The organism is Sulfitobacter pacificus, from assembly GCF_030159975.1.
Lineage (GTDB): Bacteria > Pseudomonadota > Alphaproteobacteria > Rhodobacterales > Rhodobacteraceae > Sulfitobacter > Sulfitobacter pacificus.
In genome coordinates, this window is the sequence record NZ_BSNL01000001.1 from 461,982 (window position 1) to 487,725 (window position 25,744).

Annotated in this window: 23 protein-coding genes; 16 read left to right on the top strand and 7 right to left on the bottom strand. The window is 57.3% G+C overall.

Going from position 1 to position 25,744, the window contains the following annotated elements:
• Nucleotides 1–93 precede the first annotated feature (93 nt).
• Together QQL78_RS02310 and QQL78_RS02315 are read right to left on the bottom strand one after the other, a co-directional pair.
• A complete protein-coding gene (locus tag QQL78_RS02310; protein WP_284370162.1) occupies nt 94–981 on the bottom strand; it encodes a UTP--glucose-1-phosphate uridylyltransferase in 888 nt (295 codons plus the stop codon).
• Between the two features lie 28 nt (nt 982–1,009).
• Nucleotides 1,010–2,389 (bottom strand): WecB/TagA/CpsF family glycosyltransferase, encoded by a 1,380-nt coding sequence (locus tag QQL78_RS02315; RefSeq protein ID WP_284370164.1) that lies wholly within the window; start codon nt 2,387–2,389, stop codon nt 1,010–1,012.
• A 250-nt stretch (nt 2,390–2,639) separates the two neighbouring features.
• Here QQL78_RS02315 and QQL78_RS02320 point away from each other — a divergent pair, with 250 nt between their 5' ends.
• The 7 genes from QQL78_RS02320 to QQL78_RS02350 all read left to right on the top strand — a co-directional run bounded on the left by QQL78_RS02320 (nt 2,640) and on the right by QQL78_RS02350 (nt 11,897).
• Nucleotides 2,640–3,254: a response regulator transcription factor gene (locus QQL78_RS02320; RefSeq protein WP_284370166.1), complete on the top strand. Its 615-nt coding sequence runs from the start codon at nt 2,640–2,642 to the stop codon at nt 3,252–3,254.
• Between the two features lie 107 nt (nt 3,255–3,361).
• Nucleotides 3,362–4,801, top strand: coding sequence for a GumC family protein (locus QQL78_RS02325; protein ID WP_284370167.1), 1,440 nt, complete (start codon nt 3,362–3,364; stop codon nt 4,799–4,801).
• The gene (locus QQL78_RS02330) at nt 4,798–6,048 is read left to right on the top strand and encodes an O-antigen ligase domain-containing protein (RefSeq protein WP_284370169.1); all 1,251 of its coding nucleotides are present in this window, start codon (nt 4,798–4,800) and stop codon (nt 6,046–6,048) included. Before QQL78_RS02325 ends, QQL78_RS02330 begins: the two co-directional genes overlap by 4 nt.
• A gap of 166 nt (nt 6,049–6,214) precedes the next feature.
• Nucleotides 6,215–6,526 (top strand): hypothetical protein, encoded by a 312-nt coding sequence (locus QQL78_RS02335; RefSeq protein ID WP_284370170.1) that lies wholly within the window; start codon nt 6,215–6,217, stop codon nt 6,524–6,526.
• Nucleotides 6,527–6,542: 16 nt separating this feature from the next.
• Entirely contained in the window at nt 6,543–7,097 is a 555-nt protein-coding gene (locus tag QQL78_RS02340) for an ImuA family protein (RefSeq protein ID WP_284370172.1), read from the top strand.
• Nucleotides 7,039–8,517 carry a Y-family DNA polymerase gene (locus QQL78_RS02345; protein WP_284370174.1) on the top strand — a complete coding sequence of 493 codons (1,479 nt, stop codon included), beginning with the start codon at nt 7,039–7,041 and terminating at the stop codon, nt 8,515–8,517. The genes QQL78_RS02340 and QQL78_RS02345 overlap by 59 nt, the downstream gene beginning before the upstream one ends.
• The gene (locus QQL78_RS02350; protein WP_284370176.1) at nt 8,514–11,897 is read left to right on the top strand and encodes an error-prone DNA polymerase; all 3,384 of its coding nucleotides are present in this window, start codon (nt 8,514–8,516) and stop codon (nt 11,895–11,897) included. The genes QQL78_RS02345 and QQL78_RS02350 overlap by 4 nt, the downstream gene beginning before the upstream one ends.
• A 41-nt stretch (nt 11,898–11,938) precedes the next feature.
• Here the strand turns inward: QQL78_RS02350 and QQL78_RS02355 are convergent, their stop codons facing one another.
• Nucleotides 11,939–12,349, bottom strand: a complete 411-nt coding sequence (locus QQL78_RS02355; RefSeq protein ID WP_284370178.1) for an alpha/beta fold hydrolase — start codon at nt 12,347–12,349, stop codon at nt 11,939–11,941.
• A 280-nt stretch (nt 12,350–12,629) separates the two neighbouring features.
• Here QQL78_RS02355 and QQL78_RS02360 point away from each other — a divergent pair, with 280 nt between their 5' ends.
• Nucleotides 12,630–13,826 carry an HPP family protein gene (locus QQL78_RS02360; protein WP_284370180.1) on the top strand — a complete coding sequence of 399 codons (1,197 nt, stop codon included), beginning with the start codon at nt 12,630–12,632 and terminating at the stop codon, nt 13,824–13,826.
• Nucleotides 13,827–14,111: 285 nt separating this feature from the next.
• Nucleotides 14,112–15,266 (top strand): class C beta-lactamase, encoded by a 1,155-nt coding sequence (ampC, locus tag QQL78_RS02365; RefSeq protein ID WP_284370182.1) that lies wholly within the window; start codon nt 14,112–14,114, stop codon nt 15,264–15,266.
• Nucleotides 15,267–15,366: 100 nt separating this feature from the next.
• Here the strand turns inward: ampC and sigJ are convergent, their stop codons facing one another.
• The 3 genes from sigJ to QQL78_RS02380 are packed head-to-tail and all read right to left on the bottom strand — an operon-like array spanning nt 15,367 to nt 17,173.
• On the bottom strand, nt 15,367–16,251 hold the full coding sequence (sigJ, locus tag QQL78_RS02370) for an RNA polymerase sigma factor SigJ (RefSeq protein ID WP_284370184.1): 885 nt from the start codon (nt 16,249–16,251) through the stop codon (nt 15,367–15,369).
• A complete protein-coding gene (locus tag QQL78_RS02375) occupies nt 16,248–16,790 on the bottom strand; it encodes a hypothetical protein (RefSeq protein ID WP_284370186.1) in 543 nt (180 codons plus the stop codon). The genes sigJ and QQL78_RS02375 overlap by 4 nt, the downstream gene beginning before the upstream one ends.
• Entirely contained in the window at nt 16,787–17,173 is a 387-nt protein-coding gene (locus QQL78_RS02380; RefSeq protein ID WP_284370198.1) for a hypothetical protein, read from the bottom strand. The genes QQL78_RS02375 and QQL78_RS02380 overlap by 4 nt, the downstream gene beginning before the upstream one ends.
• A 346-nt stretch (nt 17,174–17,519) precedes the next feature.
• Here QQL78_RS02380 and QQL78_RS02385 point away from each other — a divergent pair, with 346 nt between their 5' ends.
• From QQL78_RS02385 to QQL78_RS02415, 7 genes are all read left to right on the top strand, one after another.
• On the top strand, nt 17,520–18,563 hold the full coding sequence (locus tag QQL78_RS02385) for a pyridoxal-phosphate dependent enzyme (protein WP_284370200.1): 1,044 nt from the start codon (nt 17,520–17,522) through the stop codon (nt 18,561–18,563).
• On the top strand, nt 18,556–19,722 hold the full coding sequence (locus tag QQL78_RS02390; protein ID WP_284370202.1) for a M24 family metallopeptidase: 1,167 nt from the start codon (nt 18,556–18,558) through the stop codon (nt 19,720–19,722). Before QQL78_RS02385 ends, QQL78_RS02390 begins: the two co-directional genes overlap by 8 nt.
• A complete protein-coding gene (locus tag QQL78_RS02395; RefSeq protein ID WP_284370204.1) occupies nt 19,719–20,465 on the top strand; it encodes a maleate cis-trans isomerase family protein in 747 nt (248 codons plus the stop codon). Before QQL78_RS02390 ends, QQL78_RS02395 begins: the two co-directional genes overlap by 4 nt.
• A 249-nt stretch (nt 20,466–20,714) precedes the next feature.
• The gene (locus tag QQL78_RS02400; protein WP_284370206.1) at nt 20,715–21,341 is read left to right on the top strand and encodes a DUF4123 domain-containing protein; all 627 of its coding nucleotides are present in this window, start codon (nt 20,715–20,717) and stop codon (nt 21,339–21,341) included.
• Complete coding sequence (locus QQL78_RS02405; RefSeq protein WP_284370208.1) at nt 21,338–22,123, top strand: hypothetical protein; 786 nt, start codon at nt 21,338–21,340, stop codon at nt 22,121–22,123. Before QQL78_RS02400 ends, QQL78_RS02405 begins: the two co-directional genes overlap by 4 nt.
• Before the next feature lie 218 nt (nt 22,124–22,341).
• Nucleotides 22,342–23,343 (top strand): HNH/endonuclease VII fold toxin-2 domain-containing protein, encoded by a 1,002-nt coding sequence (locus QQL78_RS02410; protein ID WP_284370210.1) that lies wholly within the window; start codon nt 22,342–22,344, stop codon nt 23,341–23,343.
• Complete coding sequence (locus QQL78_RS02415; protein ID WP_284370211.1) at nt 23,340–24,413, top strand: hypothetical protein; 1,074 nt, start codon at nt 23,340–23,342, stop codon at nt 24,411–24,413. Before QQL78_RS02410 ends, QQL78_RS02415 begins: the two co-directional genes overlap by 4 nt.
• A 300-nt stretch (nt 24,414–24,713) precedes the next feature.
• Here QQL78_RS02415 and QQL78_RS02420 read toward each other — a convergent pair whose 3' ends face one another.
• Nucleotides 24,714–25,742 carry an SIS domain-containing protein gene (locus QQL78_RS02420; RefSeq protein ID WP_284370213.1) on the bottom strand — a complete coding sequence of 343 codons (1,029 nt, stop codon included), beginning with the start codon at nt 25,740–25,742 and terminating at the stop codon, nt 24,714–24,716.
• Nucleotides 25,743–25,744 lie beyond the last annotated feature (2 nt).

Here is a 25,744-nt window from a genome sequence, read left to right on the forward strand (position 1 = left end):
CTGAAAATCTGTTGAGCTATTCATGTCATGAACCGCCCCTCGTCGCATTGGGGTATTGGGATAGGCACCTATCCTTAAGGATAGGTGAAGGTGTTAAGCTGCTATTTTCAAATGATTTTTCCTCGCCTTCAGAAATGCCATAAAATCCTCCCCCAGATCACCACGCGCCATTGCAAAGGCTGCTGTGGCTTGTACGAATCCTTGAACCGACCCGCAATCGAACCGTTCACCGTCGAACTGGTAGCCGGTCACGCCAGCGGTCTCCACATCGGCGTTGATCGCATCGGTCAGTTGCAATTCGCCGCCTGCACCGGGACCAAGGGCATCAAGACGTTCAAAGATCGAAGGCTCAAGGATGTAGCGGCCCACAATGGCTTGCGTTGAAGGGGCAACCTCTGGCCGTGGCTTTTCAACCAAACCGCGGGCTTGCGCGATACGTCCTTTTTGTTGGCTTACGTCCAGCGCACCGTAGGATGAAACGGCGGCGCGGGATACCTCCATCGTGGCAACCATATGACCGCCTTCAGTTCGATGCGCCTCAACCATCTGGGCCAACGCACCTGCTTCATGCAGGATCACATCATCTGGCAGCAGGACGGCAAAGGGCGCGTCCCCGACCAGACGTTTGGCTTGGCGTACCGCATGGCCCAAACCCAGCGGCTGGGCCTGGCGCAAAATGGTTAATGCGCCCTCGGGCATACGTGTGGGGACCAGCGCTTCCAAGGCTTCAGTTTTGCCTTTGGCCTTCAGCTGCATTTCCAAAGCGGCCGCAGTGTCAAAGTAATCTTCCAACGCGCCTTTGCCTGCAGCAGAGACAAAGATGAACTCTTCGATCCCGGCCTTGCGGGCCTCATCCACGGCGTATTGGATCAACGGGCGATCGACCAGCGGCAGCATCTCTTTGGGAATTGATTTGGTTGCTGGGAGAAAACGAGTGCCCATGCCGGCGACGGGGAAAACAGCGGTGCGAATATGTGTCATGTCTTTGTTTCCTTGAATAAAATGGGGGTTAGTGCGCGCCACGGCCACTCAGGACCGCGCGGAACGTCATGCCGATGAGGATCAGATCGAGAAGAATTGTGCGGCTGGAGGCATAGGCCAGATCCATTTCGATCATCTGGTCAAAGCCCACGTCAGCACGTCCTGAAACCTGCCAGACACCTGTGATGCCGGGCTTGACGGTCAAGCGTCCAAAGGCATGCTTGGGATAAACGTCAACTTCGGATGGCAGTGCCGGGCGTGGTCCAACGATCGACATTTGTCCGCGCAGAACATTCAGGATCTGCGGCAGTTCATCAATGGAGGTACGCCGGATGAAACGGCCAACGCGAGTAATGCGAGGGTCGGACTTTGACTTGAAACAGATGCCTTCGCGGTCTGATTGTGCCAGCACATCATCGCGCAACGCTTCTGCGTTTGTAACCATTGAGCGGAACTTGATCATCGTGAAGGGGCGACCGTTCTTGCCAACGCGGGTTTGGGTAAAGATCGCGGGACCTTTGCTTTCAACTTTGATCGCCAAGGCGGTCAGCGCGAAGATTGGTGAAAGCAGGACAAGTGCCGCAGTGGATACGGCTATGTCGAGGATACGGTTTGCAACAGATGCGGCAGTCAAAGTGCCTGCTGTGTGCTTGGCGGCGCGGGCCAGAAAGCTGAAGTTGCCTTGCAGGTAGCGCTTGGCCAGACGGCGTGGCTCTTGCGCCAGACGCCAGACCCATTCGCATTTTGCCTTGCGGACCCAAGCTGGTGCGCGCGTCACATTGCCTGCAAAAAAATCGAGAGCAGCGCCAACACCCATTGTCAGCTCAGCGTCAATGTAGGGCGCGTTGCGGTGCAACCACAGTTCCTGCATCGGCACACCAAGTGCCACCAAAACAATGTCCGCGCCGCTGGCATTGATGTCAGCAATAATCTCAGCGTCGTTCTGCGCCTGAGCGAATCCGTCGCGTGTTCCGGCAATTTGCAGACCCGGGATTTCGTGAATCAGGTTGTCAGCAGCTTTAATCGCCGTTCCGGGCGTGCCGCCGAACAGATAGACTGATTTACCCATCTTGGCGGCCTCTTTCAGCAGTGCGGGAATAAAGTCGGTGCCGTTCAGATTGGCGGTCAGGTTGTGGCACGTCATCTTGGCTGCAAGGGCGACACCAATGCCATCAGGTAGCAGAAAATCAGAGCTGTTAACCGCCGCCGCATACTGCCGGTTCCGTGCCATCACGTTAAAGCAATGTGCATTCATAAAATTAACGCGCCGACGTCCGGGCGCTAAAAGCGTGGCGATGGTTTCGGATGTGGTCGCGTCAACCAATGTCGTGCGCAGGCTGGGTAAGTAGGTTTCGCGCAGTGTGTCTACAGGTGTGAGCGGGCCGTCGAAGGTTGGAAGATATGTCATGGCAGCAGTCCTCGTTGATCAAATTTGTTGTCCTAGTGATCAACGAAAACAACTGCTTGGCGCAACGGAGCGAGCGGACAGGTTTGCGGGGCGGATGGCCAGTGCGCTACCCATAATGGCTTCGCATCACCGCCCCATCAGCACAAAACCTATCCCATTGGGGGAGGCGATAGCCCGATTTCCCCACCATTTGCGCCTTTGAAGCACCACAATCTGGCGTTAGCATGTATTAACGTTCAAAGGACCCGTTATGAGAGTATTGATAGCCGACGACCACGACCTGCTGCGTGACACGCTTGTCATGTTCCTTGAGGGAGAAGGCCGCATGGAAACGGCCAGCGCTGGTACGTTTCAAGAAGCCTGTGCAAGGATAGAGAGTGACGAACCTTTCGATCTGATCCTGCTCGACTACAACATGCCCGGAATGAATGGTCTTGAGGGGTTGCGCACCGCCATCGCTTTGAAGGACGGTCAACGGGTTGCCCTTATTTCGGGGGAGGCGACGCGCCAGATTGCCGAAGACGCGCTGGAAGCAGGCGCTGCCGGTTTTGTACCCAAATCACTTCCCGCCAAATCGCTGGTCAACGCGGTTAAGTTCATGGCGATGGGAGAGCAATACGCCCCCATTGATTTCATGACTGCGGTGGAAGAAGTGCCGACAAACGCATTGGCCGAGAAACTGACGCCACGCGAATTGCAAGTGCTCAAGGGGTTGACCGAAGGCAAGTCAAACAAAGAGATCGCCCGCGATCTGGACATCACCGAGCCCACGATCAAGCTGCATGTTAAGACGCTCTACCGGAAAGTGGGTGCAGCCAACCGGACCCAAGCGGCCATGATCGCCCGCGAAGCAGGATTGTTCTGATCTATCCAAAAGGATAGGCGACGCGCCAAATGCGCCCCTCAACTGGCCCTCTGCCCAAATGATCTATCCAGCGCAAACAGATAGATCATTGGTAAAGGAGCCAACCGATGATCACACTTACATTGCCATTCGCCCCCAAGGCCCGCCCCGAAAAAGGCGGCGTCGTGCGCCGTGTCGTGATGGGCGGCAAGCTGAGCGATCTCAAGCGTTTACCGCGTTATGTGGCAACGGGGGTTCTGGGTGCGACATTGATCTGGGCACCGCTGTTGGGGTATCTCAAGACAGCTCCCCTCAGCTACCGTTCCACTACATCGCTGATCATGCCCGGTTCCGGCGCATCTGCCTCGATGAATGTGAACGGGATTGGTCAGGCGACATCTTATGCAAACTCCGCTTTTGCCAGCAATGCAGTCAGCCCCACAGAGACCTATAAACGCCTGTTGGGGGCCGACCGGATCGTGGACGCTGCCGCTGCCTCCTTGAGTATCGAACGGTCCGAACTGGGTCAGCCGCGTGTGCGTCTGGTGGACCAAACCAGCCTGATCCATTTTGAAACCACAGGCCGAACACCGGAGGCTGCGCAAGCGCGTGGCGACGCTATTCTAGCTGCATTTTTCACCGAATTGGACGCCCTGCGCGCCGATGAAGTCGACACCCGCGAAGACAGCGGCCTTCAGGCCATCGCAGATTATCGTGCGTCGGTTGCAGATACCCGTGCTCAGATTGAAGCCTTGCAAATGTCGACCGGCCTGCTGTCGGTTGATCAATATTCAGTGCTTCTGGACAGGCATCTGGCATTGGATGAAAAAATACAGACCCAAAGGGCATTCCTGAATGACCGCACTGCGGCGACGGCCGCATTGGAGGCGCAATTGGGATTGAATGCTGCGACTGCCGCCGCGACGCTTAAACTTTTTGCCAATGCTGCATACATCGCCTTGCTGGATGAAATTGGCCGTGCAGAGGTGGCTCTGGCCGAAACAAGTGCCCGTTATGGTATGCGCCACCCCAAAGTAGAGGCAGCGCAGGCTGCTCGAGATCAGGCTGCGTCGGTTGCCTTGGCTCTGGCCCAGTCCCTCTCTGGGCTTGATACAGACGCACTGAAGGATCTGGATCTTGCGCCGGATGGGGCGCGGGCCAATTTATTGGCTGAACTGGTGCGCATGCAGGTCGAGGTGTCTGGAGCGACAGAGCAATTGGCAACGCTGGAAGCACAAAAGGCGGAAGGGCAGGAAGCGCTGAACAGCTTTGCCCCCGCCGCGGCCAAGATGCAGGATCTTGAGCGTGATTTTTCGGTGGCTGAAGCCTTGTTTGCTTCGGCCATAGCCCGTGCGCAATCCAGCAAATCCGATGTCTATGCCTCCTATCCGCTGGTGCAGGTGTTGGAGAACCCGTCCTTGCCCGCCAAACCGTCTTCGCCTAACCGCAAACTGGCAATCATGGCGGGCATTGCTGCCACGTTTATGCTTCTGATGAGTCTCGCGATGGGCTGGATCCGAATTGCGCTGATCTCCCGCTTGATGAACAAACCCGGTGCGCCTTCATGATCGAGCAAAACCCGATTGAGCGGTTGGTCTACCGCACCCTAGTCCTGACCTGGCCATTCTATGCCGTGGGCGCACTTTATATCGTTGGACCCGTGTTGGCATGGGTGCTGGCCGGATTGGTTGTGCTGGTTCTCTACCTTGGCCCAGCTGTACGTGAAGACATGCAAGCAACAGGCAGCATTCCCCCTGTTATCTGGGGCTGGTTAATCGGCATGTTTGTTATGCTGGTCGCCCTCTGGGCCGGGCATTTTGACTGGGGTTTAGGCACCGGCAAGACGATCAAGTCCTCCATCGGCTGGGCAAAAGGCTGGGCGCTTTTGGCGTTGTTCCCTCTGGCCGGAGCTGTCCTGCCGATCCGCCGCGAGCCCCTGATCCGGGCACAATGTGTCGTCGGTCTGTGGACGCTGATCCTTGCGCCAGTTTTGCTGGCAGCTCCCTACATCGGCCTGCCGGAACGTATCTTCACCTCACCCCTCAAAGCTGTTGGCGGTCCTGGCCCTGAATATTTCTCGGTCTACTTCTTTACGTGGGATCCTGCCAGTTGGACTCCCAGATGGCAATTTTACGCACCATGGTCGCCGTTCGCAGCACTGCTTGGTACTGTCATGGTATTATTCGCGCTGGAAGAAAAGAACATCAAGTGGCGCAGCATCGGGATCGCCGCAGGGGTCGTAATGATCTTTGCGTCCAAGTCGCGCATGGGTTTGGTGGGGTTGGTCGCTTGCACCATTGGCCCGCGCCTGTTGCCACTTATCCTGCGCGGATGGGCATGGCAGGTCTTGGCCGCTTTTACCGCCTCGATGTCGGTTCTGGGAGGGGCGCTGGCTACCACTGCAACTGATGCAGTCTCCGCCTTCAAGGGCGCACGCGCTGACAGCACCCGCGTGCGCGAAACTCTGCAACGCATTGCGACAGAACGTTGGCAAAATGATGGTTATTGGTTCGGCCATGCCACCGTGCAACCGGGCAGTCATGCCGTAGAATACATGCCCATCGGCAGTCATCACACGTGGTATGGGTTGTTATTTGTCAAAGGCTTGGTCGGGTTCTTAGCGTTTTTCGTGCCGTTTGTCTGGCAGATCGCACTGGCGTTGAAGGACGCGGCAATGGGTCCTCGGGGGCGCTTGCCACTGGGCATCATGATGACGCTTACCTTGCTATCGTTTGGTGAGAATATCGAGATTGAAGCCTATCTGCTATGGCCTGCGCTGATCGTGTTGGGCATTCACGCAAGAGAGCTTGAATAGCTCTTTCAATCGACGCGATGATCGGCAGGGTATTCCTGAGTCCAGAAAGCAAAATGTGAGTTCGTTTTTCACCGAATGCTGCTGCAATGAAAGTCCGGCCTGACCAGCCGCTAAAGATGACTTGGTTCGGGTGACTGACAAAATGGACATCCGACAGAGTGCAGCCATGCGCTTGGCCGCCCCTTTCATTCGTCTGACCAAAACGCTTGTTCCTGTTCATCGCAAAGACGTCGAGACCGAGGTGATCTTTCGCATGCAGGCTGATCGCAACGGCTTTTGGTTTCATCGTCACTTTACGCTTGGACCCAACACGATTTTTAAGTTTGTCTCTTGCCTTGAGCAAATGGGCGGCAATCAAGTGACCGAATGGATGGGATCAGTGATAGGTTGGCACTCCACATTCGCCTATAAAGGCGACGGCGTCCAATTGGATCACGTCGGCTATGCTGTCGTGAGCGTTTTCCAATGCCATCATTGACTGTTAGAGTTCGTGCATGCGAGTTTCCGATCTGCGATTTTTTCCACCTGCAATAACCCGCACGCATGAAGTTTGCGGGCCCGGGGCATATACATTTGCCTTTGTGCTTGCCGCGCGGCTTGGAGGGCAATGCATGTGGGTGCGCGAGGAATGGGAGCCCATTCAAATCAACCCGAACGGGGTCGCGGGCTTCATGGCCCCTTCGGAGCTGATCGTCTGTAAAACCAAAGACCAGACGCAAACCTTGGCTGTCGCCGAAGAGGCATTGCGCGATGGGGCTGTCCCGCTGGTTGTGATGACCCTGAACAAACCCTTGGGGCTGACCGAGGGGCGGCGTTTGCAGCTTGCGGCGCGCGATGGAAAATCCACCGGGCTGGCGATTATTCCCGAAGGCATGGGTAGCAATGCCGCTGAAACCCGGTGGCGGTGTGCGCCTGTGTTTGCCCCCAAAGACTCGACTCTACAAAAGTGGGAGCTTATTAAGAACAAATCAGGAACATTGGGTGTCTGGCATGTTCGATGGGAGCCAACGTCGCGTCGTCTCATTATGGTTTCCCCGGCTGGCGAGTGACCGGGTTCTACGGGGCTGTCCGCTGGAAGGTCCCTTTGCCCTCACCCTCAAACAAAGCAATGCCAACCGGCTTTATTGTCTTAACGCCGAGGCGGCACATCAGGGGCTGCACCAAGGTATGTCGCATTCCGATGCCCGCGCCTTTTGTCCCGATTTGCAAACGGCCCCTGCCGACCTTTTGCAGGATCAGCGGTTTTTGCAGATCCTGCGCCGCTGGGCCACGCGGTACTGTCCTTGGGTTGGGCTGGAGGGGAGGGATGGGCTGATGCTGGATATCAGCGGCTCTGCACATCTTTTTGGCGGGGAAGAGGGCATGCTAAACGATATGCGCAAGCGTCTGATGCGTGCGGGTCTGTCGGCGCAGGTCGGTTTGGCGGACACGCGCGGCGCGGCTTGGGCTCTGGCGCATCATGGTGAAGGGGTGGCACCCCCCGGTGAGATGCTGCCCGCGCTGCAAAGCCTTCCCGTGGCGGCTTTGCGCTTGGGTGAACAAACGACGACGGCTTTGGCACGGCTGGGGCTGCGTCAGATTGGTGATCTTGCCATCGCACCGCGCGCGCCGCTGACCCGGCGGTTCGGGCCTGATGTGATGATGCGACTGGATCAGGCGTTGGGGCGGCACCCCGAAGAGATCACGCCGCTGGCGGATCCGCCCCATTACGGGGTGCGCATGACATTGCCCGAGCCCATTGGCCTTGTCAGCGATGTGATGGCGGGGGCCCAACGTTTGCTGACGCGGCTTTGCGCCACGCTGACAGCGCAGGAAATGGGCGCGCGGGTGTTTGAAATCACATTGCGCCGGGTGGATCGGGACACTCAGACTGTCGAATTGCGTCTCGCCCGTCCTTTGCGTGATCCCCATCGCATTCTGCCTTTGTTTGAACGGGGGCTGGCCGGGGTGGATGCGGGATTTGGCATTGATCAGCTACGTCTTGAAGCGACGCAGGTTGAACCGCTGCCCGCCCGGCAGATTACCCATGTGTCAACCAGGGATAAAGGGCAGCTGGATGATCTTATCACCCGGATCGGCACACGAATCGGGTTGGAAAATATCCAGCGGTTCCTGCCCGCCGACAGCCATATCCCGGAACGCAGTTTTATCGTGGCACCCGCGGCCTATTCTGACCCCGCCAGCGGCTGGGCCAGTGCAAACCCACGGCCGCTTTGCCTCATTCCCCCCGAACCCATCGCAGGGACAGGCCCGCAGCCGCCCGAACGTTTTCGCTGGCGGCGGATGTCCCTGACCACAGGCCGCGCCACCGGCCCGGAACGCATCGCCCCTGAATGGTGGCTTGAGGATGACAACTGGCGCTCGGGCCTGCGCGATTATTGGCGGATAGAGACCCTAGAGGGGCGGCGGCTCTGGCTGTTTTATACGCCACAGAACCCCGGATGGTTCGTGCAGGGAGAGTTCGCATGATCGAGGTCAACCGCACGCATCGTCCGGTCGCGGCCTTTCAAAGGGATCTGCTGGATGCGCGCATGCAGGCGCAAGACTATGCCGAGCTTTGCGTCACCAGCAATTTCACCTTTCTGACCGGGGCCTCACACCCCGAAGAACTGGTGGTGCGCGCCGCCGAACTGGGCCTCTCTGCGATTGCCATCACGGATCGCAATTCCTTGGCCGGTGTGGTGCGGGCCTGGACGGCGCTCAAGGCGTTGCGGCAAGACACCCAAGAGGCTTTGGAAATCCGTTCTCAGCAACGTCTGGACGCGTCCTCCCGGCAAAAAACGGGACCGGGGGAGGGGATCACAAAACCACCCCCCGCGACATTGCCCAAGCTGATCGTTGGTTGCCGTCTGTTCCTGCGCGACAGTACGGTGGAATGGATCGCCTTGCCCTGCGACCGGGCCGCCTATCAGCGGCTGACCCGTCTGCTGACATTGGGCAAGCGCCGGGCTGAAAAAGGCGATTGCGTTCTTTACACCAAAGACATGATCCCCGCTTGCAAGGGGATGATCCTGATTGCGCTGCCGCAAAGGGGCGTGAAAGAAGCCATCCCGGAGATACAGAGGCTGCGGCGGCATTTTCCAAATAACATTTTTTTGGGGGCCGCCCCACGCTATGATGGCAGCGATCAGGCCTATCTGACGGCCTGCGCTGAGGCTGCACAAAAGGCCTGCGCCCCTATGGTTGCGGTGGGGGATGTGCTGATGCACCGGGCCAATCGCCGCCAATTGGCCGATGTGCTGACCTGTATGCGCGAACACATCACCATCGACCAGATCGGCACCCGTGCCTTGCCCAATGCCGAGCGCCGGATCAAGGCAGGTGTGGATATGGCACGGCTGTTTCGCAATCATCTGGGCGCGATCCGCCGCACATTGGAAATCGCCGATAAATGCAGCTTTGATCTGGGCGAATTGTCTTATGAATACCCACATGAGGAGACGGAAGACGAAACCCCGCAAGCGCGTCTGGAACGACTGGCCCATGAGGGCCTGACCCGCCGCTATCCTGATGGGCCACCTGAAAAGGCCATCAGATTGCTGGAAAAGGAACTGGCCGTGGTCAGGGACCTGGAATTTCCAGCCTATTTCCTGACCGTGCATGACATTGTGCAATTTGCAAAGTCACAAGGCATCCTGTGTCAGGGGCGCGGATCGGCGGCGAATTCAATCCTGTGCTACCTTCTGGGGATCACCGATGTCAGCCCGGATATGATCTCGATGGTGTTTGAGCGGTTCGTCTCCAAATATCGGTGCGAGCCGCCCGATATCGATGTCGATTTCGAACATGAGCGGCGCGAAGAGGTGATCCAGTGGATTTACCGCAAATACGGCCGCCATCGTGCCGGGCTTTGTGCCACCGTGATCCATTTCCGCACCCGTGCCGCCATCCGCGAGGTGGGCAAGGTCATGGGGCTGAGTCAGGATGTGACGGCCGGCCTCTCCAGTCAGATCTGGGGGATGAGCAATGGCGGCGTTGATCTGGACCGCATCCGCGAGATCGGCCTCAACCCCGAGGATCGCCGCCTCATGCAGACGATCCGGCTGATTGGAGAGATCATCGGCTTTCCCCGGCATCTGTCGCAACATGTCGGCGGATTTGTCATCACCCGCGGGCGTCTGGATGAACTGTCACCCATTTCAAACGCCGCGATGGAGGACCGCACGGTGATCGAATGGGACAAGGATGACATCGATGCATTGAATATTCTCAAGGTGGATGTGTTGGGGCTGGGGATGCTCACCTGCATTCAAAAAGCGTTTGCATTGATGCAGCAGCACGAGCACGCAACCCTCAGCATTGCCAGCATCCGGCAAGAGGACAAAGCCACCTATGATATGCTTTGCGCCGCCGATGCGGTGGGGGTATTTCAGGTCGAAAGCCGGGCGCAGATGAATTTCCTGCCGCGGATGAAGCCCCGAACATTCTATGATCTGGTGATTGAGGTTGCCATTGTGCGCCCCGGCCCGATTCAGGGCGGCATGGTGCAACCCTATATCAGGCGCCGTCAGGGGCTGGAGCAGCCGGAGCCCTTTGGACCCGCGCTGCAAGAGGTCACAAGGCGCACGCTCGGCGTGCCGCTGTTTCAGGAGCAGGCCATGCAGATCGCTGTGGTCGGTGCCGGGTTTTCCGCCGAAGAGGCCGATCACCTGCGCCGCTCGCTGGCATCGTTCCGGCGCATGGGCACCATCGGCATGTATCGGGACAAATTCATCGCGGGCATGTTGAAGAACGGCTATAGCCCTGAAGTTGCCGAACGCTGTTTTGGCCAGATAGAGGGCTTTGCCGATTACGGCTTTCCTGAAAGCCACGCCGCCGCCTTTGCCATGCTGGCCTATGTCTCTGCTTGGCTGAAATGCCATCACCCGGCGATCTTTGCCTGCGCCTTGTTGAACTCCCAACCGATGGGGTTTTATGCGCCTGCCCAGATCGTGCGCGATGCGCGCGAGCATGGCGTTGAAACGCGCCCCATATGCGTGAATCATTCAGAATGGGACAACAGGCTGGAACGCCGCCCGGATGGAGCCTTGGCGCTGCGATTGGGGTTCCGCCAGATCAAGGGTCTGAAGGAAGAAGAGGCGGGCTGGATCGTGGCCGCGCGCGGCAATGGGTATCCCACCCCCGAGGCGCTCTGGTTGCGGGCGGGGCTGCGCCCCGATGTGCTGACGCGGTTGGCTGAGGCAGATACATTTTCCAACATGGGCCTCACGCGCCGCGATGCGCTGTGGCAGGTCAAAGCCATCCGCAGCGAAAAGCCCCTGCCGCTCTTTAATGATCCGATCGACGGGGAAAGCATCCAAGAGCCGCAGGTCACCCTGCCAGCCATGCATCTGGGCGAAGAGGTGGTTGAGGATTATGTCTCAACCCGCCTGTCCCTGCGTGCCCACCCCATGGAATTGTTACGCCCCGGTATTGTGGGTCTTACACCCCATAATGCGCTTATTGATGTGCCTCTGGGGCGGTGCACGGTCTGCGGGCTTGTCATCACCCGCCAACGCCCGGGCACCGCATCGGGGGTGATTTTTCTGACGCTTGAAGATGAAACCGGGGTCAGCAATGTAGTGGTCTGGCCCAAAGTCTATGAGCGGTTCCGGCGTATCGTGATGGGCGGGCGGCTGTTGCAGGTCAGGGGGTATCTGCAACGCGAAGGCATCGTTGTGCATCTGATTGCGCAGGACATCAAAGATATGTCTTATAAGCTTTCTGAGCTGGGGCATCCCATGCCAGAGGCGCTGACCACCGAAGGGCCACGGGCGGACGATACGCCCAAAACATCCCGCTACCCCGCCCGGGCCATGCACCCGCGCGATCAGGCCAAGCGGCTATTTCCAAGCCGGGATTTTCACTAGGGTTTGAACCCCAACTCGTTTTCTTGCTTAGACTTGAATCGTTAGCTGTCATTGCCGGTTTTGCCGGTGCCGGGGTCATCGAGCAGAACGACGGTTTCCGCATGCTCTATGAATTCACCACGATGGCCTTTTGCCCGTCTGATTACTGCATTTGTTACACTACGAAACATCGGTGACATGGGCTCCAGATTGAGCTCCATGACAATGATCAGAAAGCCGCGGTCCAACAGCGCGACCACATCGCCAATATAGGCTGCGATACTATGGGTCGCCCCGTGATCGGTTTCTCCGAAACCCCGCTGGTCAAGTGCGATCACACGCCACTCGGGCGAAAGATCCTCTGCAACCCCTGCGAAATCGGATGCCCCCATCCAATGGCCGTGCGGCGCCAACAAGGGTTTGCCACCACCGCCAGCGTCAAGGAAAGATAGGATAACTCCATCGTTTTCCAAGCTATGCCTGCACATATATTCACTTTTCGTTCCATTCCTCAATTAGCAGCCAGATTCATGTTACCAACGTCGAAGAAGGGACCATAGCGGCCCTTGGCAGCACTTTACGCGGATGTCGGCGGTGCGGGTTTTTCTAACTTTCGGTGCATGCGCGTGAATGCCCGATCTGGTGAACTGCTCGTCAAAAGGCAGTGCCAAAAGATGCAGAAACAACAGGAATAAGTCCTGCCGGGGTTGATCCAGATTGCACATTAGCAGGCATTGCCAATTTGCTTGCACTTTGAAAAAACACACCTGCCGTTATCTGGAAGGACTTGCTCTGTCCCATCTAAGTTCATTTGGTCCCGCCGTCGCCAAAAGCTCGCCTATCGAAGCCCTGCGTGCGGGGCTTGGTGCCTTCATCGGCCTGGCCTTGGCCGGAGCATTTGTTCTGGCACCGGCGGTTGACCTGACGCTTGGCCTGTATTTAGTGGCACCATTCGGGGTGAGCTCGGTTCTTTTGTTTGCTGTCCCCAACAGCCCTCTGGCACAGCCGTGGTCGGCGATCGTCGGCAATGTGGTCGCCGCCTTGGTCAGTGTCGCTGTATCTCTGGTGGTGCAGGATCCCGTTCTGCGCATTGCCTTAGCTGTCGGGCTGGCAATTACCGCTATTATTCTGTGCCGCGCCTTACATCCACCGGCAGGCGCCGTTGCCATGACCGTCGCCATGAGCCCTGAGGCGGTTCAGGAATTGGGGTTCTATTTTGCCCTCATGCCGATTGGGATCGGTACTGTCGTGTTGGTGTTCATCGCCATCGTTTATGGGCGCATGACCGGGCGACACTACCCATTCCGCCAGTTCAATGATCCGAACAGTCATGGCACGCAAGATCCTGAACCTATCGAACGTCTTGGCCTGTCGGAGGCAGAGCTGACCGATATTCTGGATCGCTACAAACAGTCTTTTAACCTTGGTGTCGAAGATCTGGCGCGACTGCTCGGGGCGGCGGAAATGCAGGCGGTGGCCGCCAGGTCGGGACCTACAGTTGCCGATGATATCATGTCGCGCAACCTGATTACCGTGGAGCCGAACACGCCATTAGCAGAGATCGCAGCATTGTTCCGGCGTCACCGGTTTACGGCTTTGCCGGTTGTCGGGGACGTGAACCGGTTTTTGGGCGTCATCTTTCAAATCCACCTCATCGACCGGGCGCGTGAAGACAGTCTTCGCTTAAATCGTGGCTTCGGCAAAACAATGCGCCGGCTGCTTGACCGCGGCCGTGACATACCTGTGCAAGCCGCTGACATCATGAGTGTCGCCGGCCCGTGCGCAACAGCGGATACGCCTTTATCCGCGTTGCTTCCCCAGATGGCAGACGGTGCCGTCGACGCCGTGCCCATCTTGGAACAAGATCAACTTGTAGGCATCGTCACACGCACCGACCTTATCAGCGCTTTGGCACGGCAAAGTCTGGAAAATCAGCGTATAGACCGATGACTGTCGAAAGTCACTGAGAACTGCCCCGGTAACGCCTGCTTCAAAGCGATGGCCAGCCATTACGTCTTTGAACCAGAGCGCTGCAATCCAGCAGCGGGCCGGGCAAAGCAAACCTTGGCGAACCAGCAGCCTCTGCCTGCTTTAGGGAACTGCTGTATGCGGCGTCAGTTTTGAACATCAGCACCTTTCCGCGCAGGCCCTCAGAAGCGGTCATATCCTGTTTGAGACTCCGACGGTAGAACACTAGTTCTGCAAACCTAAAAACCAAAAAATAATGAGGCAGAAATGAAGACTTGGACCCTTGTAGCCGCTGTGTTGCTGTCCCTCCCCACAACACTGGCCGCTCAAGGCCTGTCCGACAGGCAGGTCACCGACATGGTGCGCGACGCCTTCACGCCGGTGATAGAGGAATATGACATCCCAGGGCTGGTGGTTGGTATCACCCTTCGCGGCAAACAACATTTCTATGCGACCGGGCTTGCCGCCAGAGAAGGCGAAATCGCCGCATCGCCGGAGACAATTTTTGAACTGGGATCAATCAGCAAGATTTTCAACGCAACTCTCGCCACCTTCGCCGAGCAACAGGGCCAGATTGACCTGAATGCTCCCGTGTCTGACAAGCTGACAGATCTGCAAGGTTCCGCCTTTGGCGGCATCAGGCTTATCGATCTTGCCACGCATGTCACCGGTGGTCTGCCGCTGCAAGTTCCGCGCAAGGTGCAGGATGTTCCCGAACTGATCAACTGGCTGGCCGATTGGCAACCGCCACACCCCAGGACGCGCAGCTATTCGAATGTCAGCATCGGCCTGCTGGGGCACATCACTGCGAGCGCCATGGGGATGCCCTATGCGCAAGCGGCAGAGGAAATCCTGTTCCCTGCCATGGGTCTGAACAGCACTTTCATCAATGTCCCGGACACGGCGATGGATCGTTATGCCTACGGCTACGACCGAAAGACTGACGCCCCGATCCGCGTGAATCCGGGCGTGCTGGCTGACGAGGCCTATGGTGTAAAATCCACCGCCCGTGACATGGTACGCCTGCTGGATCTGCAACTGGGTCATGGCGATGTGACTCCAGCGCTCTCTGCCGCCCTCGACCGGACCCGCGAAGGCCATGCCAAGACGGCTTACTACACGCAGAACATGATCTGGGAGCAATATCCCTGGCCCGTCGATCTAGCAGCGATGGAGGCTGGAAACGGCTATGACTTCATCCTGTCACCCCAGCCCTCCGAAGCAATCATGCCCCCTTTGCCGCCGCAACAGGACGTTATCCTAAACAAGACAGGGGCGACCAATGGCTTTGGTGGGTATGTGGTCCTCTTACCCGCTCAGGATCTTGGTATCGTTGTCCTCGCAAACCGGAACTATCCAAACGAAGCTAGGGTCCGCACAACATATCATTTGGTCGAGGACCTTCTGGGGGCACAAGAATAGCGCCCATCGGAAAACGCCTAAATAAATTGGGAGGTGCGGATGACACTGGACCTCCTGAACCCTTCCCGGACAGCTTATCTGTCCCACACTCAACAACGGCTTAGTAACCCGATTGGTTCGACACACCGAGCTTATCTGGATTTCTCATGATGTATATCCACGCAATTGTGCCATTTTGATCGGGCACAAGGGTGGTGACGGAGTCCAACTGTCCAAAACGGTAGTACAGTATTGCAGGGAGGGCATTCACCATCGACATCTGGCTTGTCCAACCCTCTTCGCTTTTTGCTTTTTCGTACAATGCACGGAACACCTGCATGATCTCATTGCCACCAAGTAATGGTCGTCGTGCGGCACGTCTTTTGGCCCCCCCGTCTGAGAGCGCGATGGTGTCGGGCGTTAGAAGTGACAATGCCGTATCAAAATCGTCAGCCATGATTGCAGAAAAAAAGCGCGCACTTAGTTCAGCAACCTGTTCTGGTGTGGCATCAAATCGAGGACCTGTGTCTTGCAGTTTCTTTTGCGACCGGCTGACAAGTTGGCGGCAGGCGGCTTCAGTTGTGCCTAGCGTCGTCGCGAGTTCTGAATAGCTGGCGTCGAAAACCTCCCTAAGAATAAATGCCGCACGCTCTTTCTCGGTAAGGCGTTCCATTGCCCACAACAGGGCCAGCCCGCATTCTTGAGCCAGTTCAAAATGATACACAGGTTCATGAGCATCCGGTTGGATCAAGGGTTCGGGCAACCAAGGGCCGACATATATTTCGCGCTTCCGGTGCGCGGAACGCAAAGTGTCGATCGCAATGTTGGTGGCGACCCTGCGCAACCAGGCTGAAGGGTTGTCGATCTTGTCAATGTCAGCGGCTGACCACTTCAACCAGGTATCCTGCACAGCGTCTTCCGCCTCTGCACGTTCGCCAAGCATGCGATAGCAAAGCGATATCAGTTTTGTCCGCTCGGCTTCGAATATGTTTGCAACCATGTTCATCGGTGCTGTGGAACCTGTATTGTCTTTTGCTTCACTTGGACATTGCTACAGGTTTGACCAAAGCCCAAGCCACGTTTCAAGACGGGATATATCCGCCCACTGGACGCAGCAAAGGAGGCCGCCGTGACAGCTGCCGAACCGAACCGTTTGTCGATTTCAGCGCGGAATTCTTCCAGCGCAGGGGTGTTCGCGATAGCGGCTTGCGAAAACCGGAAGCCAAGCCCGACATCGCCCGCAGCGGAAGCATCGCCTTGAAGGCATAGCGCAAGCTGTTCTGCCGGAACTCCGGCCTCGAGCGCCATATCGACAATGAGTTGCACACAGGGCCCACAATCCCCCTCCTGCGTTGATCCCAGCATGGCACCCGCCCAGACGTCTTGCGCCTCCTTGGGGCCCCTGAACTGGCTATACAGGGGAAGCAATGACAAGCGAACGCCGGCCATGGTCGATGTCTCAACCACGTGAGACATATAATCCGCGTCATAATTGTAGCGCTTTGCGAACTGCTCAATACCCATTCTCAAGAAATAGCGGATCATGATCGCCCCCTTTCGGCCTGGAGTTTGATTGCCGCATAGAGTGCCAGAAAGGCAGGTATCTGAATGCCGATCAGGTTCGTCAGGGCAATAAGGTCTATTGGCCCCCCACGATGCACCCATATCCAGATATGCAACAGTGCATGCAGGACGAACCACGAGGCCCCGAAAATTCCCGCTGATCTATCGTAGTTGAGACCAGCCCATAGCAATGCAGTGCCGCCTGCCAGATAGGCAAGTGCGACATCTTTCGCGAAATGAAGGTTGAGAGGGCCGGTCTGCGCAACGCCCGGTACGTTGTCGTACCAATGTTGCGTCGCGCCCCAAATATAGGCCCCGGTACCAAGTGAAACGCCACCGACGCCGATCAAAATATATCTGTGCATTATATCTCCAATTCTTAGGTTTCAGAGATATGACGATTTGACCTGGTGCTTTGTGACATCCAATCGACAATTTAAAGCAGACATCGAAGTGGCTAAAGCGCAGCCAGTTTTGTTCCGCAGGTGATGAGTTCGACCGGTGACCGGTTTTGGACTTGTAACGAATGGCAGATGCGTTTTGGGGCGTCGGTGACGAACCTTCGGATCTGACCGTTCATCCGCCACGCGCATGTCGCATGACAAGGAAATCCGGAAACCGCGGAAAATGGGGCGAAACAAGGCAAAGCATTAGATGACAAACCTGCGAGTATCAGCATAACTTCGCGTGACACATAAAGGGAGCCATCAGATGGCAACAGCGTTGGACAATCAATTTCGCGGCAAGGGCCTGCCCGAACTGGCGCGGATGCAGGGGGCTGATGCGCGCGCGGTTGCGGCCCTTTTGGCGCAATGCCCGGTCCATCAGGCGACGGCATTGATCGAATGTCCCGTGGTCGCGAGCTTGGCAGGTGTTGCACGTCTGATGGTCAAGGATGAACGCGGTCGGATGGGGCTTGGAAGTTTCAAGGCGCTTGGCGCGGCATATGCTATTGCGCGCGAAGCTGCGGCCGTTGGTGGTGTATTGGATCAGGCGTTACAGGGGCGTACCTATGTCACCGCCAGCGCGGGCAATCACGGGATGTCTGTCGCGGCCGGTGCGCGTATTTTCGGCGCGGCGGCGGTGGTTTACCTATCGCATACTGTACCAAAGCCCTTTGCCGCCAAGCTGGAAGGTCTGGGGGCAAAGGTGGTTTGGGCAGGGGCCGACTATGAGGCCAGCATGGCTGCTGCAAGCGAGGCCGCTGACCAGAACAATTGGACGCTTTTGTCGGACGGATCATGGCCCGGATATGTTGATCTGCCGTTTCGTGTCATGGAAGGCTATCGTCAGATCGCAACCGAAATTATAGCCCAGTCAAGCGACGTCCCGACGCATGTGCTGTTGCAGGCGGGTGTTGGTGGTCTCGCGGCGGCACTGGCGGCCCAGCTGCGGCTGGCCTGGGGGGAGGGTCCGCAGATGATCGTGGTGGAACCCGAAGCGGCACCCGCGTTGAGGGAGAGCATTCGCGCTGGCCGTGTGGTCGAAACACAAGGGCCAGTGTCCGCAATGGGACGTCTGGATTGCAAGACCCCTTCAATGCTTGCGCTGGCGGATCTGGCCTATGACGCGGATCAATTTGTGACCATCACCGAGGAAGAGGCGGCGGCAGGTACCGCAGCGATGGCGGAGGCGGGATTGCCTTCGACGCCATCCGGGACGGCGGGCATAGCTGCCTTGCTGGCCGGGTTAAACGGTATTGATGCGCAAAGCCGTGTTCTATGTATTCTGAGCGAAGGGCCAGAGGATGCCTGATGGATCGCTGATTTTTCCAGCGGCGGAATACCAACGCCGCGTGCGGGCATTGCAGGGCGAGATGTCGCAACACCACCTTGATGCGCTTCTTCTGACCACACCTGCGGATGTTTTTTACGCCACAGGTTTTTTGACACGTTTCTGGGAAAGCCCGGCGCGGCCCTGGTTTGTGGTGGTGCCTTCAAATGGCGATCCGGTGGCCGTCATACCGAACATCGGGGCCGAATTGATGGGCCGGTGTTGGATCAGCGATATCCGCACATGGGATGCGCCTGATCCTGTTGACGATGGGGTCAGCCTTTTGGCGGATACCCTGATATCGATTGTGCCCAATACAGGCAGGATCGGCGTTCCGATGGGACAGGAAAGCCAGCTGCGCATGCCCCTCGCAGATTTCACGCGGCTGCAAGACCGGATCGCCCCGCGCAAGATCACCGATGGCACGGCGGCAATCCACCGCAGTCGCGAGGTCAAATCCGAGGCGGAGATCGATAAGATCCGCGCGACTTGCGCGATTGCGGATGCCGCTTTTGCAAATGTGCCCGAATTTGCGCGCCAAGGCGTGCCCCTGTCGCAGGTTTTCCGCAATTTCCAGGTCGCCTTGCTTCAGGAAGGGGCCGATTGGGTCAGCTATGTCGCCGGCGGGGCTGACCAAGGGGGCTACGGCGATGTGATCTCACCCGCGCATGAGCGCCCTTTGCGCGATGGCGATGTGTTGATGTTGGACACAGGCGCTGTGCGGGACGGGTATTTTTGCGATTTCGACCGTAACTTTGCGATTGGGCGGGTGGGGGATGATGTGCACCGCGCCCATGCTGCGCTCTACGTGGCCACTGACACAGCGTTAAGCAGCTTGCGTCCTGGTATGCTGGCCTGTGATCTGCACCGCATCATGACGGATGAGTTGACGCGCCAAGGTGCCGTTTCCTGCGGCGGACGGTTGGGTCATGGGTTGGGGATCACGTTGACGGAATGGCCATCGGTGACTCCGCTTGACACAACCGAGCTGCGCGAAGGCATGGTGCTGACACTTGAACCGGGGGTACAAATTACCCCCAATCGCATTCTGGTGCATGAAGAAAATATTGTCCTGCGCGCAGATGGGCCAGAGCTGTTGTCGCCTCGCGCACCTGCCGAGATGCCGGAGATCAGAGAATGAAACAAGTTGGTTTCGATCTGGTCGGATCTATCGGATCAAAAGGCACATTGGGGCTGGTGGTTTTACAGGCCGATGAAACGATCGAGCAGGATTTCCGGCGACTTTTCCCTGATCGCGAGAGTGCAATCTACATCAGCCGCATCCCTTCGGGAGAGGCGCTTTCGACCGAAACGATTGCCGCAATGGAGGCCGAACTATCGCGCAGTGCGCAGTTGTTCCCAAGGGCTGCGCGTTTTGACGTTGTGGGCTACGGCTGTACGTCTGGCACCACCTTGATCGGCGCAGGGGCTGTGGCCTCGATGATCAGGAAAGGTGTGGAAACCCCGGCTGTGACGGACCCGCTGACGGCGGCGCTGGCAGCGTTGCGCGCACTTAACATCGCGAAACTGGGCCTTGTAACGCCCTATGTCCAAGACATTGCCGCCCCGGTCCGCTCAGCCTTCATCGCGGCGGGGTTTTCGGTCGGTGAAAGTGTGACCTTTGGCGAAAAAGTGGAAGCGCAGGTTGCGCGCATCGCGCCAGATTCCATCAAAGCCGCAGCACGACAGGCCGGAGTTGGCGCGCAGGCAGTGTTTTTATCGTGCACCAATCTGCGCACATTGGATATCATCGACGAACTGGAAGCAGAACTTGGCATTCCGGTACTTAGCAGCAATCAGGTGTTGGCATGGCATATGGGGCAATTGAGCGGCGCGCCATTGGCATCTGGTTTTGCAGGGCGTCTGTTAAAGACAGCGATATGAGCCTGATCAGTGGCCGCCGGTTCTCGCGCTGGCAGAAAAGACCGGCGGGGCCGTAGATCAGGTTTGTTCACTTAGACAAGGGGCTAAATTCGGGTCCAAGCAAGCGCTTTTCAGCGGGTCGCAGCCGATGGTTTGCGGTGAACCGAAGTATGAATTCAAAGCTACTTGAGCCCTTTGTGTATCTGGGCCATATCTACAGGGCCGTACCGCTTCAGCTAGGCAAGCCGAAGCACCTTTGAGGAACGTAGAATGACTGAACCGCAGGCAGAGGGGCGATCTTATCCCGGCGCGGGCCATCCCATCGCGGAAAGTCTTGCAGCGGCCTCTGCGCTTGGCACGCCCCTTGTGTTCCTATGCCCCCGGAAATCGCAGAGCTTTGCAAGCGCATTTGCCGAGCTAGAGTGGCGGCTGCAACAGACCAAAGACAATATCTATTTGCTGATCGACGCGCCGCTGGGGGGCGCATTGCTGGCCGATTTTGCTGCGGCTGGTGTTCAGACCCTGCAGCTTTTCCCCGGTGACTCTGATCCTGCTTTGCTTGAAGTCGCGCCAGTCTTGGTGCCATGTTCAGATGCGCAAATGGTGCTTGAGCGATTTCACAGTTTCTGGGCGCGCGGCTTTGCAAGTATTCTGACCTCGCGTGCTGATCCTCAGACGCTGCATTTGCATCTGCGCAAAACCCTCTACGTTGAGGTTCCCGGCGGCGAGCTGTGTATCTTGCGGTTTCATGATCCACGGGTCCTTAATCGCATTGCGGAAGTATTGATGGAAGATCAAATCGATGAAGTATTCCAGGATGCTATCGAAAGCTTCATTTTTGAAAATGCAGGGGGCGATGTTCAAACGTTGACACGTCCTCAGGTGGTGGCTGAATGATCCGGATTTCGGCAGAACAGATGTTGGCCTTTCAGGATAAGGCCATGCAAACCTTCATCGGGCGCGTGGTGGATGAGCTTCCTGGCTATCGCGGTGCATTGGTGGAAGGGCGATCCCGCTCTGATCTGTTTCAGGTCGCTTCGCTCGCGGTTGAGCGGGCAGAGGGCTATGGTTTGGACAGCGAGCGGGCGTTGTTCCTTTATGCCAACCTGTCGGTAACATTGGGCGCATATTTCGATAGTGACCCGGCGCTGCCTTGGGCTGCCGACCGTCTGGCCGACGACAGCTATCTTGCGAACGAAAAAATCACTGACGTCTGGAATTGCTACATTGACTATTGTGAAGCGGTCATGGGTCCAGATGAGGAAGCCTATGTGCCACGGCGTGCATTTGAGGCTTACTGTGCCTTGCCTCCGCCAATGCCGGACGATGGAACCATTCAGCCAATTGTCGAAGATTTCAGACTGTTCTGGCCTGAAAAAGTCGATTTGATTGGGGAAGAGGCGCTAAGGTTGCATGTCTTGAGCGCGGGAAAACGGGCTGCGGATTTGGGCCTCTCGGACCATGCGGCGCGGGTCAGATACTGCCGCATCGCTTTCTTACTGGGTCATGCTTTTGATGCTGATCCTCTGCATGGCTGGGCGTGGCCGGCATTGGGCGGTACATCCGGTCAGTCAGATAGCGAGGTAATGGACGAGGTTGAAATGCAGTTCAAAACTCATGTGGTGCAGGCCGTGATTGACTGGGTTGAGCCTGAAGATTCAAACGATGGTGAGCGCTGATGGCAGCAAGAGGCAGATTTGATGCAGATTCCGCGGTTGGGTTTTGTGAAACTTGCCCCGGACAGCTGCCACCTGACTGTAATCGCGAGCGTAATCGCATCGAGCGCGAGTGCGGCCCGTCTCGCGGTGAAAACAGACGGTTCGTAAAGGGTCGGGAGCGGTATAACAACCGCCGCGTGCCGCGCAACAGAACCCGCCGTTCGGTTCAAGAACGCAACATGACGTGGAAAGACCAGCATTGCGGCGCGGCGCTTATGCAGGTCAACAGCAGTAACCTGCGCGAGCGTATGGAAGAGCTGAACAGCCTTGCGGACGACATGTTTGCAGATATTCAGCAATACGCCATCGATGCGGGGGTGCAGATTGCGGGAGAGCGGCTTGAACGCTGGGCATTGGCGTCAGGTGGCCGGTATGCAGCCAGCGCGTTATGCGGGGTCGCGGCGGGTGTGGGTGCGGCGGTTTGTGCAGGGGCTGCAACAGTCGTCAATGTGCTGAGCGGGATTTGGAATGTATTTGCTGGCGTGTTCGATGCGCGTCGCACCGCCGCCAGAATCAACGACATGGTTGAATCCCTCACTTTGATCCGCGGCAATGCAGAAGCGGTTCTGCGCGCTGCCGACAATCCTGCTGAACTGGCACAGGCGCAGCGCAATGTTTCTGCGGCAATGGCCGCCGCCGCAGAGGCGGACGACTGTCTGCGTGCGCGCAAGTGTTTTCTGGTACCCTACGATCCGCCAAGCACCAATAACCCGCAAGGCCCGGCATCCATGAACCAAAGCGGGCGGGGAACCTCGGGTCTATTTGATACAGGGCCGTTGGATTTGTCTGACAGCCGTGGCTGTTGCCCGGGCCAGACCGGTCACCACCTGATACCGCGTGCGATGGTGGATCATTGCCCCGGTTACAACAATGCCAGACATAATCAGGCCCCAACAGTGTGCGCGGAAGGTGCAAACCATTCCATGGGGAGTCACGGCCAGCTTCATTCCGCAATGGATGCATTGACCCTGCGCCGACACGGCGGCGGGGAACCGATGAGCATGGACGATGCGATGGACAATGCGGTTGCCTCTATGGAGGACAGCGGGGTGGGCGACAATTGCCGCGAGGATTGTATCCGTGCCCAGCTTGAAAGATTCTATGGGGATATGAACTGCACACCGAACGCCGTGGACCGCAATGGCAGGCCGGTGGCTGGCAATACACAAGAGGACGAATGAGCGTGGCAAAGACGTGGGATCAGGTTCTAACCGGTATGGTAATTGTCTCAGCGGCGGTTGTTGATGATGAAACTTTTGTCTTCGGGGCAAATTGGGATGAAACCTATACCGGCCCCAATCCGCCCCGCCAGACCAAGCTTTTGGCCTGCGAGTTAAGTGAAGGCTGGAGCGGTAAGCGAAATTCAAACGGGTATGATTTTGCCCGCACCGCGGGTGGAAATGGTCAGGCATTGTTCAGTGATGCGGCGGGCCATGTGACCACCTTTGATTTCAAAACCGCTCAACGGGGTATGGAGCCGGATATGCCGGTGCGGGGCACCACCGGTGTGGCGCATATTGGAGAGCATTTTTATGCCTATGGTCTGGGCCGCAGCTTTTTGCGGCGCGATGCGGCAGGCGAATGGTCGGTGCTGTCCGGGGTGACCGGCAGCCTGAAAGAAGAGCGCGCCGCAGGCCAATATGTCGCGATCGCAGGCACATCCGATAAGAACATTTATCTGGCGCTTAATCGAAAGGGCGCAGCACCAGAGATCCACCATTGGAACGGCAAGAAGCTTACCACCATTGCGCTGCCCGACGCTGTCACCTCCGAGCTTGACCCGGACCCGATCTTTTTGTGGGATATGTGCTGCGCTGCGGATGGCAGCGTTTATCTGTCTGGCAAAAAGGGCGAGCTTCTGGTCGGCACTATCGAAGGTTTTGCCCCGCTGATCCCGCGCAAGGAGAGATCACTGCCCGGTATGAACCTGTGCTGGTTCAAAGAGAAACTCTATGGCGCAATCGAAGCGGGTTTGTTTGTGTTTGACGCGAATGAACTGGTCTGGAAACCTGCACCTTTTGTCGAAGACGAGAATGCCCCCGTCAATTTTCCGATCCTTGATGCAAATGAAAATGTGATGCTGGTTGCGGGCGGATTTGGGGCCAGCATATTTGACGGCAAGGAATGGCAGCGTATCGCAGGAGATGTGACACCGCTGGACAGGACACGCCTGTATTTGATGGAACGTCAGGTCGAAGATCTGGGCACGTTGCGCGACATTATGAAAGACCTACCGAAGGCCGATCAATAGATTGCCAAATAGGCGCTGCCGAATTTCATACCCATGTTGTGGCTATGGTTTGACCTGTCAGGCGCGTTGCAAACATCGCGAGCTGGAGGCATGAAAACCTTGTTCCCGGATCTGGGTTGGCATCTGTGATTATTGGCGTTCTATGAACGCCGCGCGGTGCAAGGTGCAACCACTTGTTCCGAAGGCGGGGACCGGCTTGGTGCGCCTAGGGGAAGCGGCGGTGCAACCCGGTGATCATTTATCAATCGATCACCGCGCAGCCTTGTGATCTGAGACAGAGCCGTGTTTTGGGATTGCGGTTCAGACGGTCTCTGTGACTTTCTTGAGCCCTGCGGGGGCGTCGGGGTTTTGACCCAAACGAAGTGAGAGATCCTCGACGAAGCGATAAAAGGCGATGGCTTGCAGCACTGGATCAAGCAGCGGGTTGGTCGAGCTTGGTACCGGAAGGCTTTGTTTGTCGGAGGCATCACCAATCATAAAGACTGTTGCACCTTGTTGTCGTAGTTTCATCGCAGCGGCGTCAATCGACTGAGCGGCGGCGTCATTGGTGCGAAACAACATTGCGGCAAACTGATCGCCTGCGATGGCGACAGGACCGTGCAGCATTTCAGCAGCGGAGTAAGCTTCTGCGTGCAGGCGACAGGTTTCCTTGAACTTGAGCGCAGCTTCTGCGGCAACCGCATATCCGGGGCCGCGTCCGATGCAGAAAAGCGAGCCAGCGCGGGCGACAGGCACGCTGGCCGCGCCCCAATCAACATGCAATGTTGCCTGCGCCAGTTGGGGGAGATCTGCAAGTGCGGTTTTTAACTCTTTATTATTGGTGAACCCGGCGAGAATCCCAAGCGAGGCAAACAGCATCCCTACATAAGATTTCGTCGCAGCCACGGCTTTCTCCGGCCCGGCATATACCGGCAGCACGGTGTCTGATGCCTCGGCAAGCAAAGAATCCACAACATTCAGGACAGAGATGGTTTCTGCGCCACCTTTCTTGGCCGCCGCCTGTAGCTTTGTCAGATCCGGGCTGCCGCCCGATTGGGAAAAGGCAATAGAGGCGAAGCCATCCAGTTTCAGCTGTGCCTCATAAACCGATGCAACAGAGGGTCCAATCGAGGCGGTGGGCAGCCCGGTTTGCGTTTCGATCAGATATTTAAAGTACGTCGCGGCATGATCCGATGTGCCCCTTGCACAGGTTACAAACCCACGAATGTTTGATGCAGCCAGCTTTGCGCCAGCCTCCCAATATTGGTCCAGCCCGTCCTGCAACTGACGTTCGAACATGGTCGGAATCTCGGCAATCTCTCGTGCCATAAAGGTTTTATGCGACGCCATGG

Coding starts and splice junctions, on each gene's coding strand:
- QQL78_RS02330 (WP_284370169.1), top strand. CDS start 4,798: ATGATCGAGCAAAACCCGATTGAGCGGTTGGTCTACCGCACCCTAGTC.
- QQL78_RS02320 (WP_284370166.1), top strand. CDS start 2,640: ATGAGAGTATTGATAGCCGACGACCACGACCTGCTGCGTGACACGCTT.
- QQL78_RS02420 (WP_284370213.1), bottom strand. CDS start 25,742: ATGGCGTCGCATAAAACCTTTATGGCACGAGAGATTGCCGAGATTCCG.
- QQL78_RS02345 (WP_284370174.1), top strand. CDS start 7,039: ATGTTCGATGGGAGCCAACGTCGCGTCGTCTCATTATGGTTTCCCCGG.
- QQL78_RS02385 (WP_284370200.1), top strand. CDS start 17,520: ATGGCAACAGCGTTGGACAATCAATTTCGCGGCAAGGGCCTGCCCGAA.
- QQL78_RS02415 (WP_284370211.1), top strand. CDS start 23,340: ATGAGCGTGGCAAAGACGTGGGATCAGGTTCTAACCGGTATGGTAATT.
- QQL78_RS02310 (WP_284370162.1), bottom strand. CDS start 981: ATGACACATATTCGCACCGCTGTTTTCCCCGTCGCCGGCATGGGCACT.
- QQL78_RS02340 (WP_284370172.1), top strand. CDS start 6,543: ATGCGAGTTTCCGATCTGCGATTTTTTCCACCTGCAATAACCCGCACG.
- QQL78_RS02400 (WP_284370206.1), top strand. CDS start 20,715: ATGACTGAACCGCAGGCAGAGGGGCGATCTTATCCCGGCGCGGGCCAT.
- QQL78_RS02350 (WP_284370176.1), top strand. CDS start 8,514: ATGATCGAGGTCAACCGCACGCATCGTCCGGTCGCGGCCTTTCAAAGG.
- QQL78_RS02380 (WP_284370198.1), bottom strand. CDS start 17,173: ATGCACAGATATATTTTGATCGGCGTCGGTGGCGTTTCACTTGGTACC.
- QQL78_RS02335 (WP_284370170.1), top strand. CDS start 6,215: ATGCGCTTGGCCGCCCCTTTCATTCGTCTGACCAAAACGCTTGTTCCT.
- QQL78_RS02410 (WP_284370210.1), top strand. CDS start 22,342: ATGACGTGGAAAGACCAGCATTGCGGCGCGGCGCTTATGCAGGTCAAC.
- QQL78_RS02405 (WP_284370208.1), top strand. CDS start 21,338: ATGATCCGGATTTCGGCAGAACAGATGTTGGCCTTTCAGGATAAGGCC.
- QQL78_RS02315 (WP_284370164.1), bottom strand. CDS start 2,389: ATGACATATCTTCCAACCTTCGACGGCCCGCTCACACCTGTAGACACA.
- ampC (WP_284370182.1), top strand. CDS start 14,112: ATGAAGACTTGGACCCTTGTAGCCGCTGTGTTGCTGTCCCTCCCCACA.
- QQL78_RS02395 (WP_284370204.1), top strand. CDS start 19,719: ATGAAACAAGTTGGTTTCGATCTGGTCGGATCTATCGGATCAAAAGGC.
- sigJ (WP_284370184.1), bottom strand. CDS start 16,251: ATGAACATGGTTGCAAACATATTCGAAGCCGAGCGGACAAAACTGATA.
- QQL78_RS02390 (WP_284370202.1), top strand. CDS start 18,556: ATGCCTGATGGATCGCTGATTTTTCCAGCGGCGGAATACCAACGCCGC.
- QQL78_RS02325 (WP_284370167.1), top strand. CDS start 3,362: ATGATCACACTTACATTGCCATTCGCCCCCAAGGCCCGCCCCGAAAAA.
- QQL78_RS02375 (WP_284370186.1), bottom strand. CDS start 16,790: ATGATCCGCTATTTCTTGAGAATGGGTATTGAGCAGTTCGCAAAGCGC.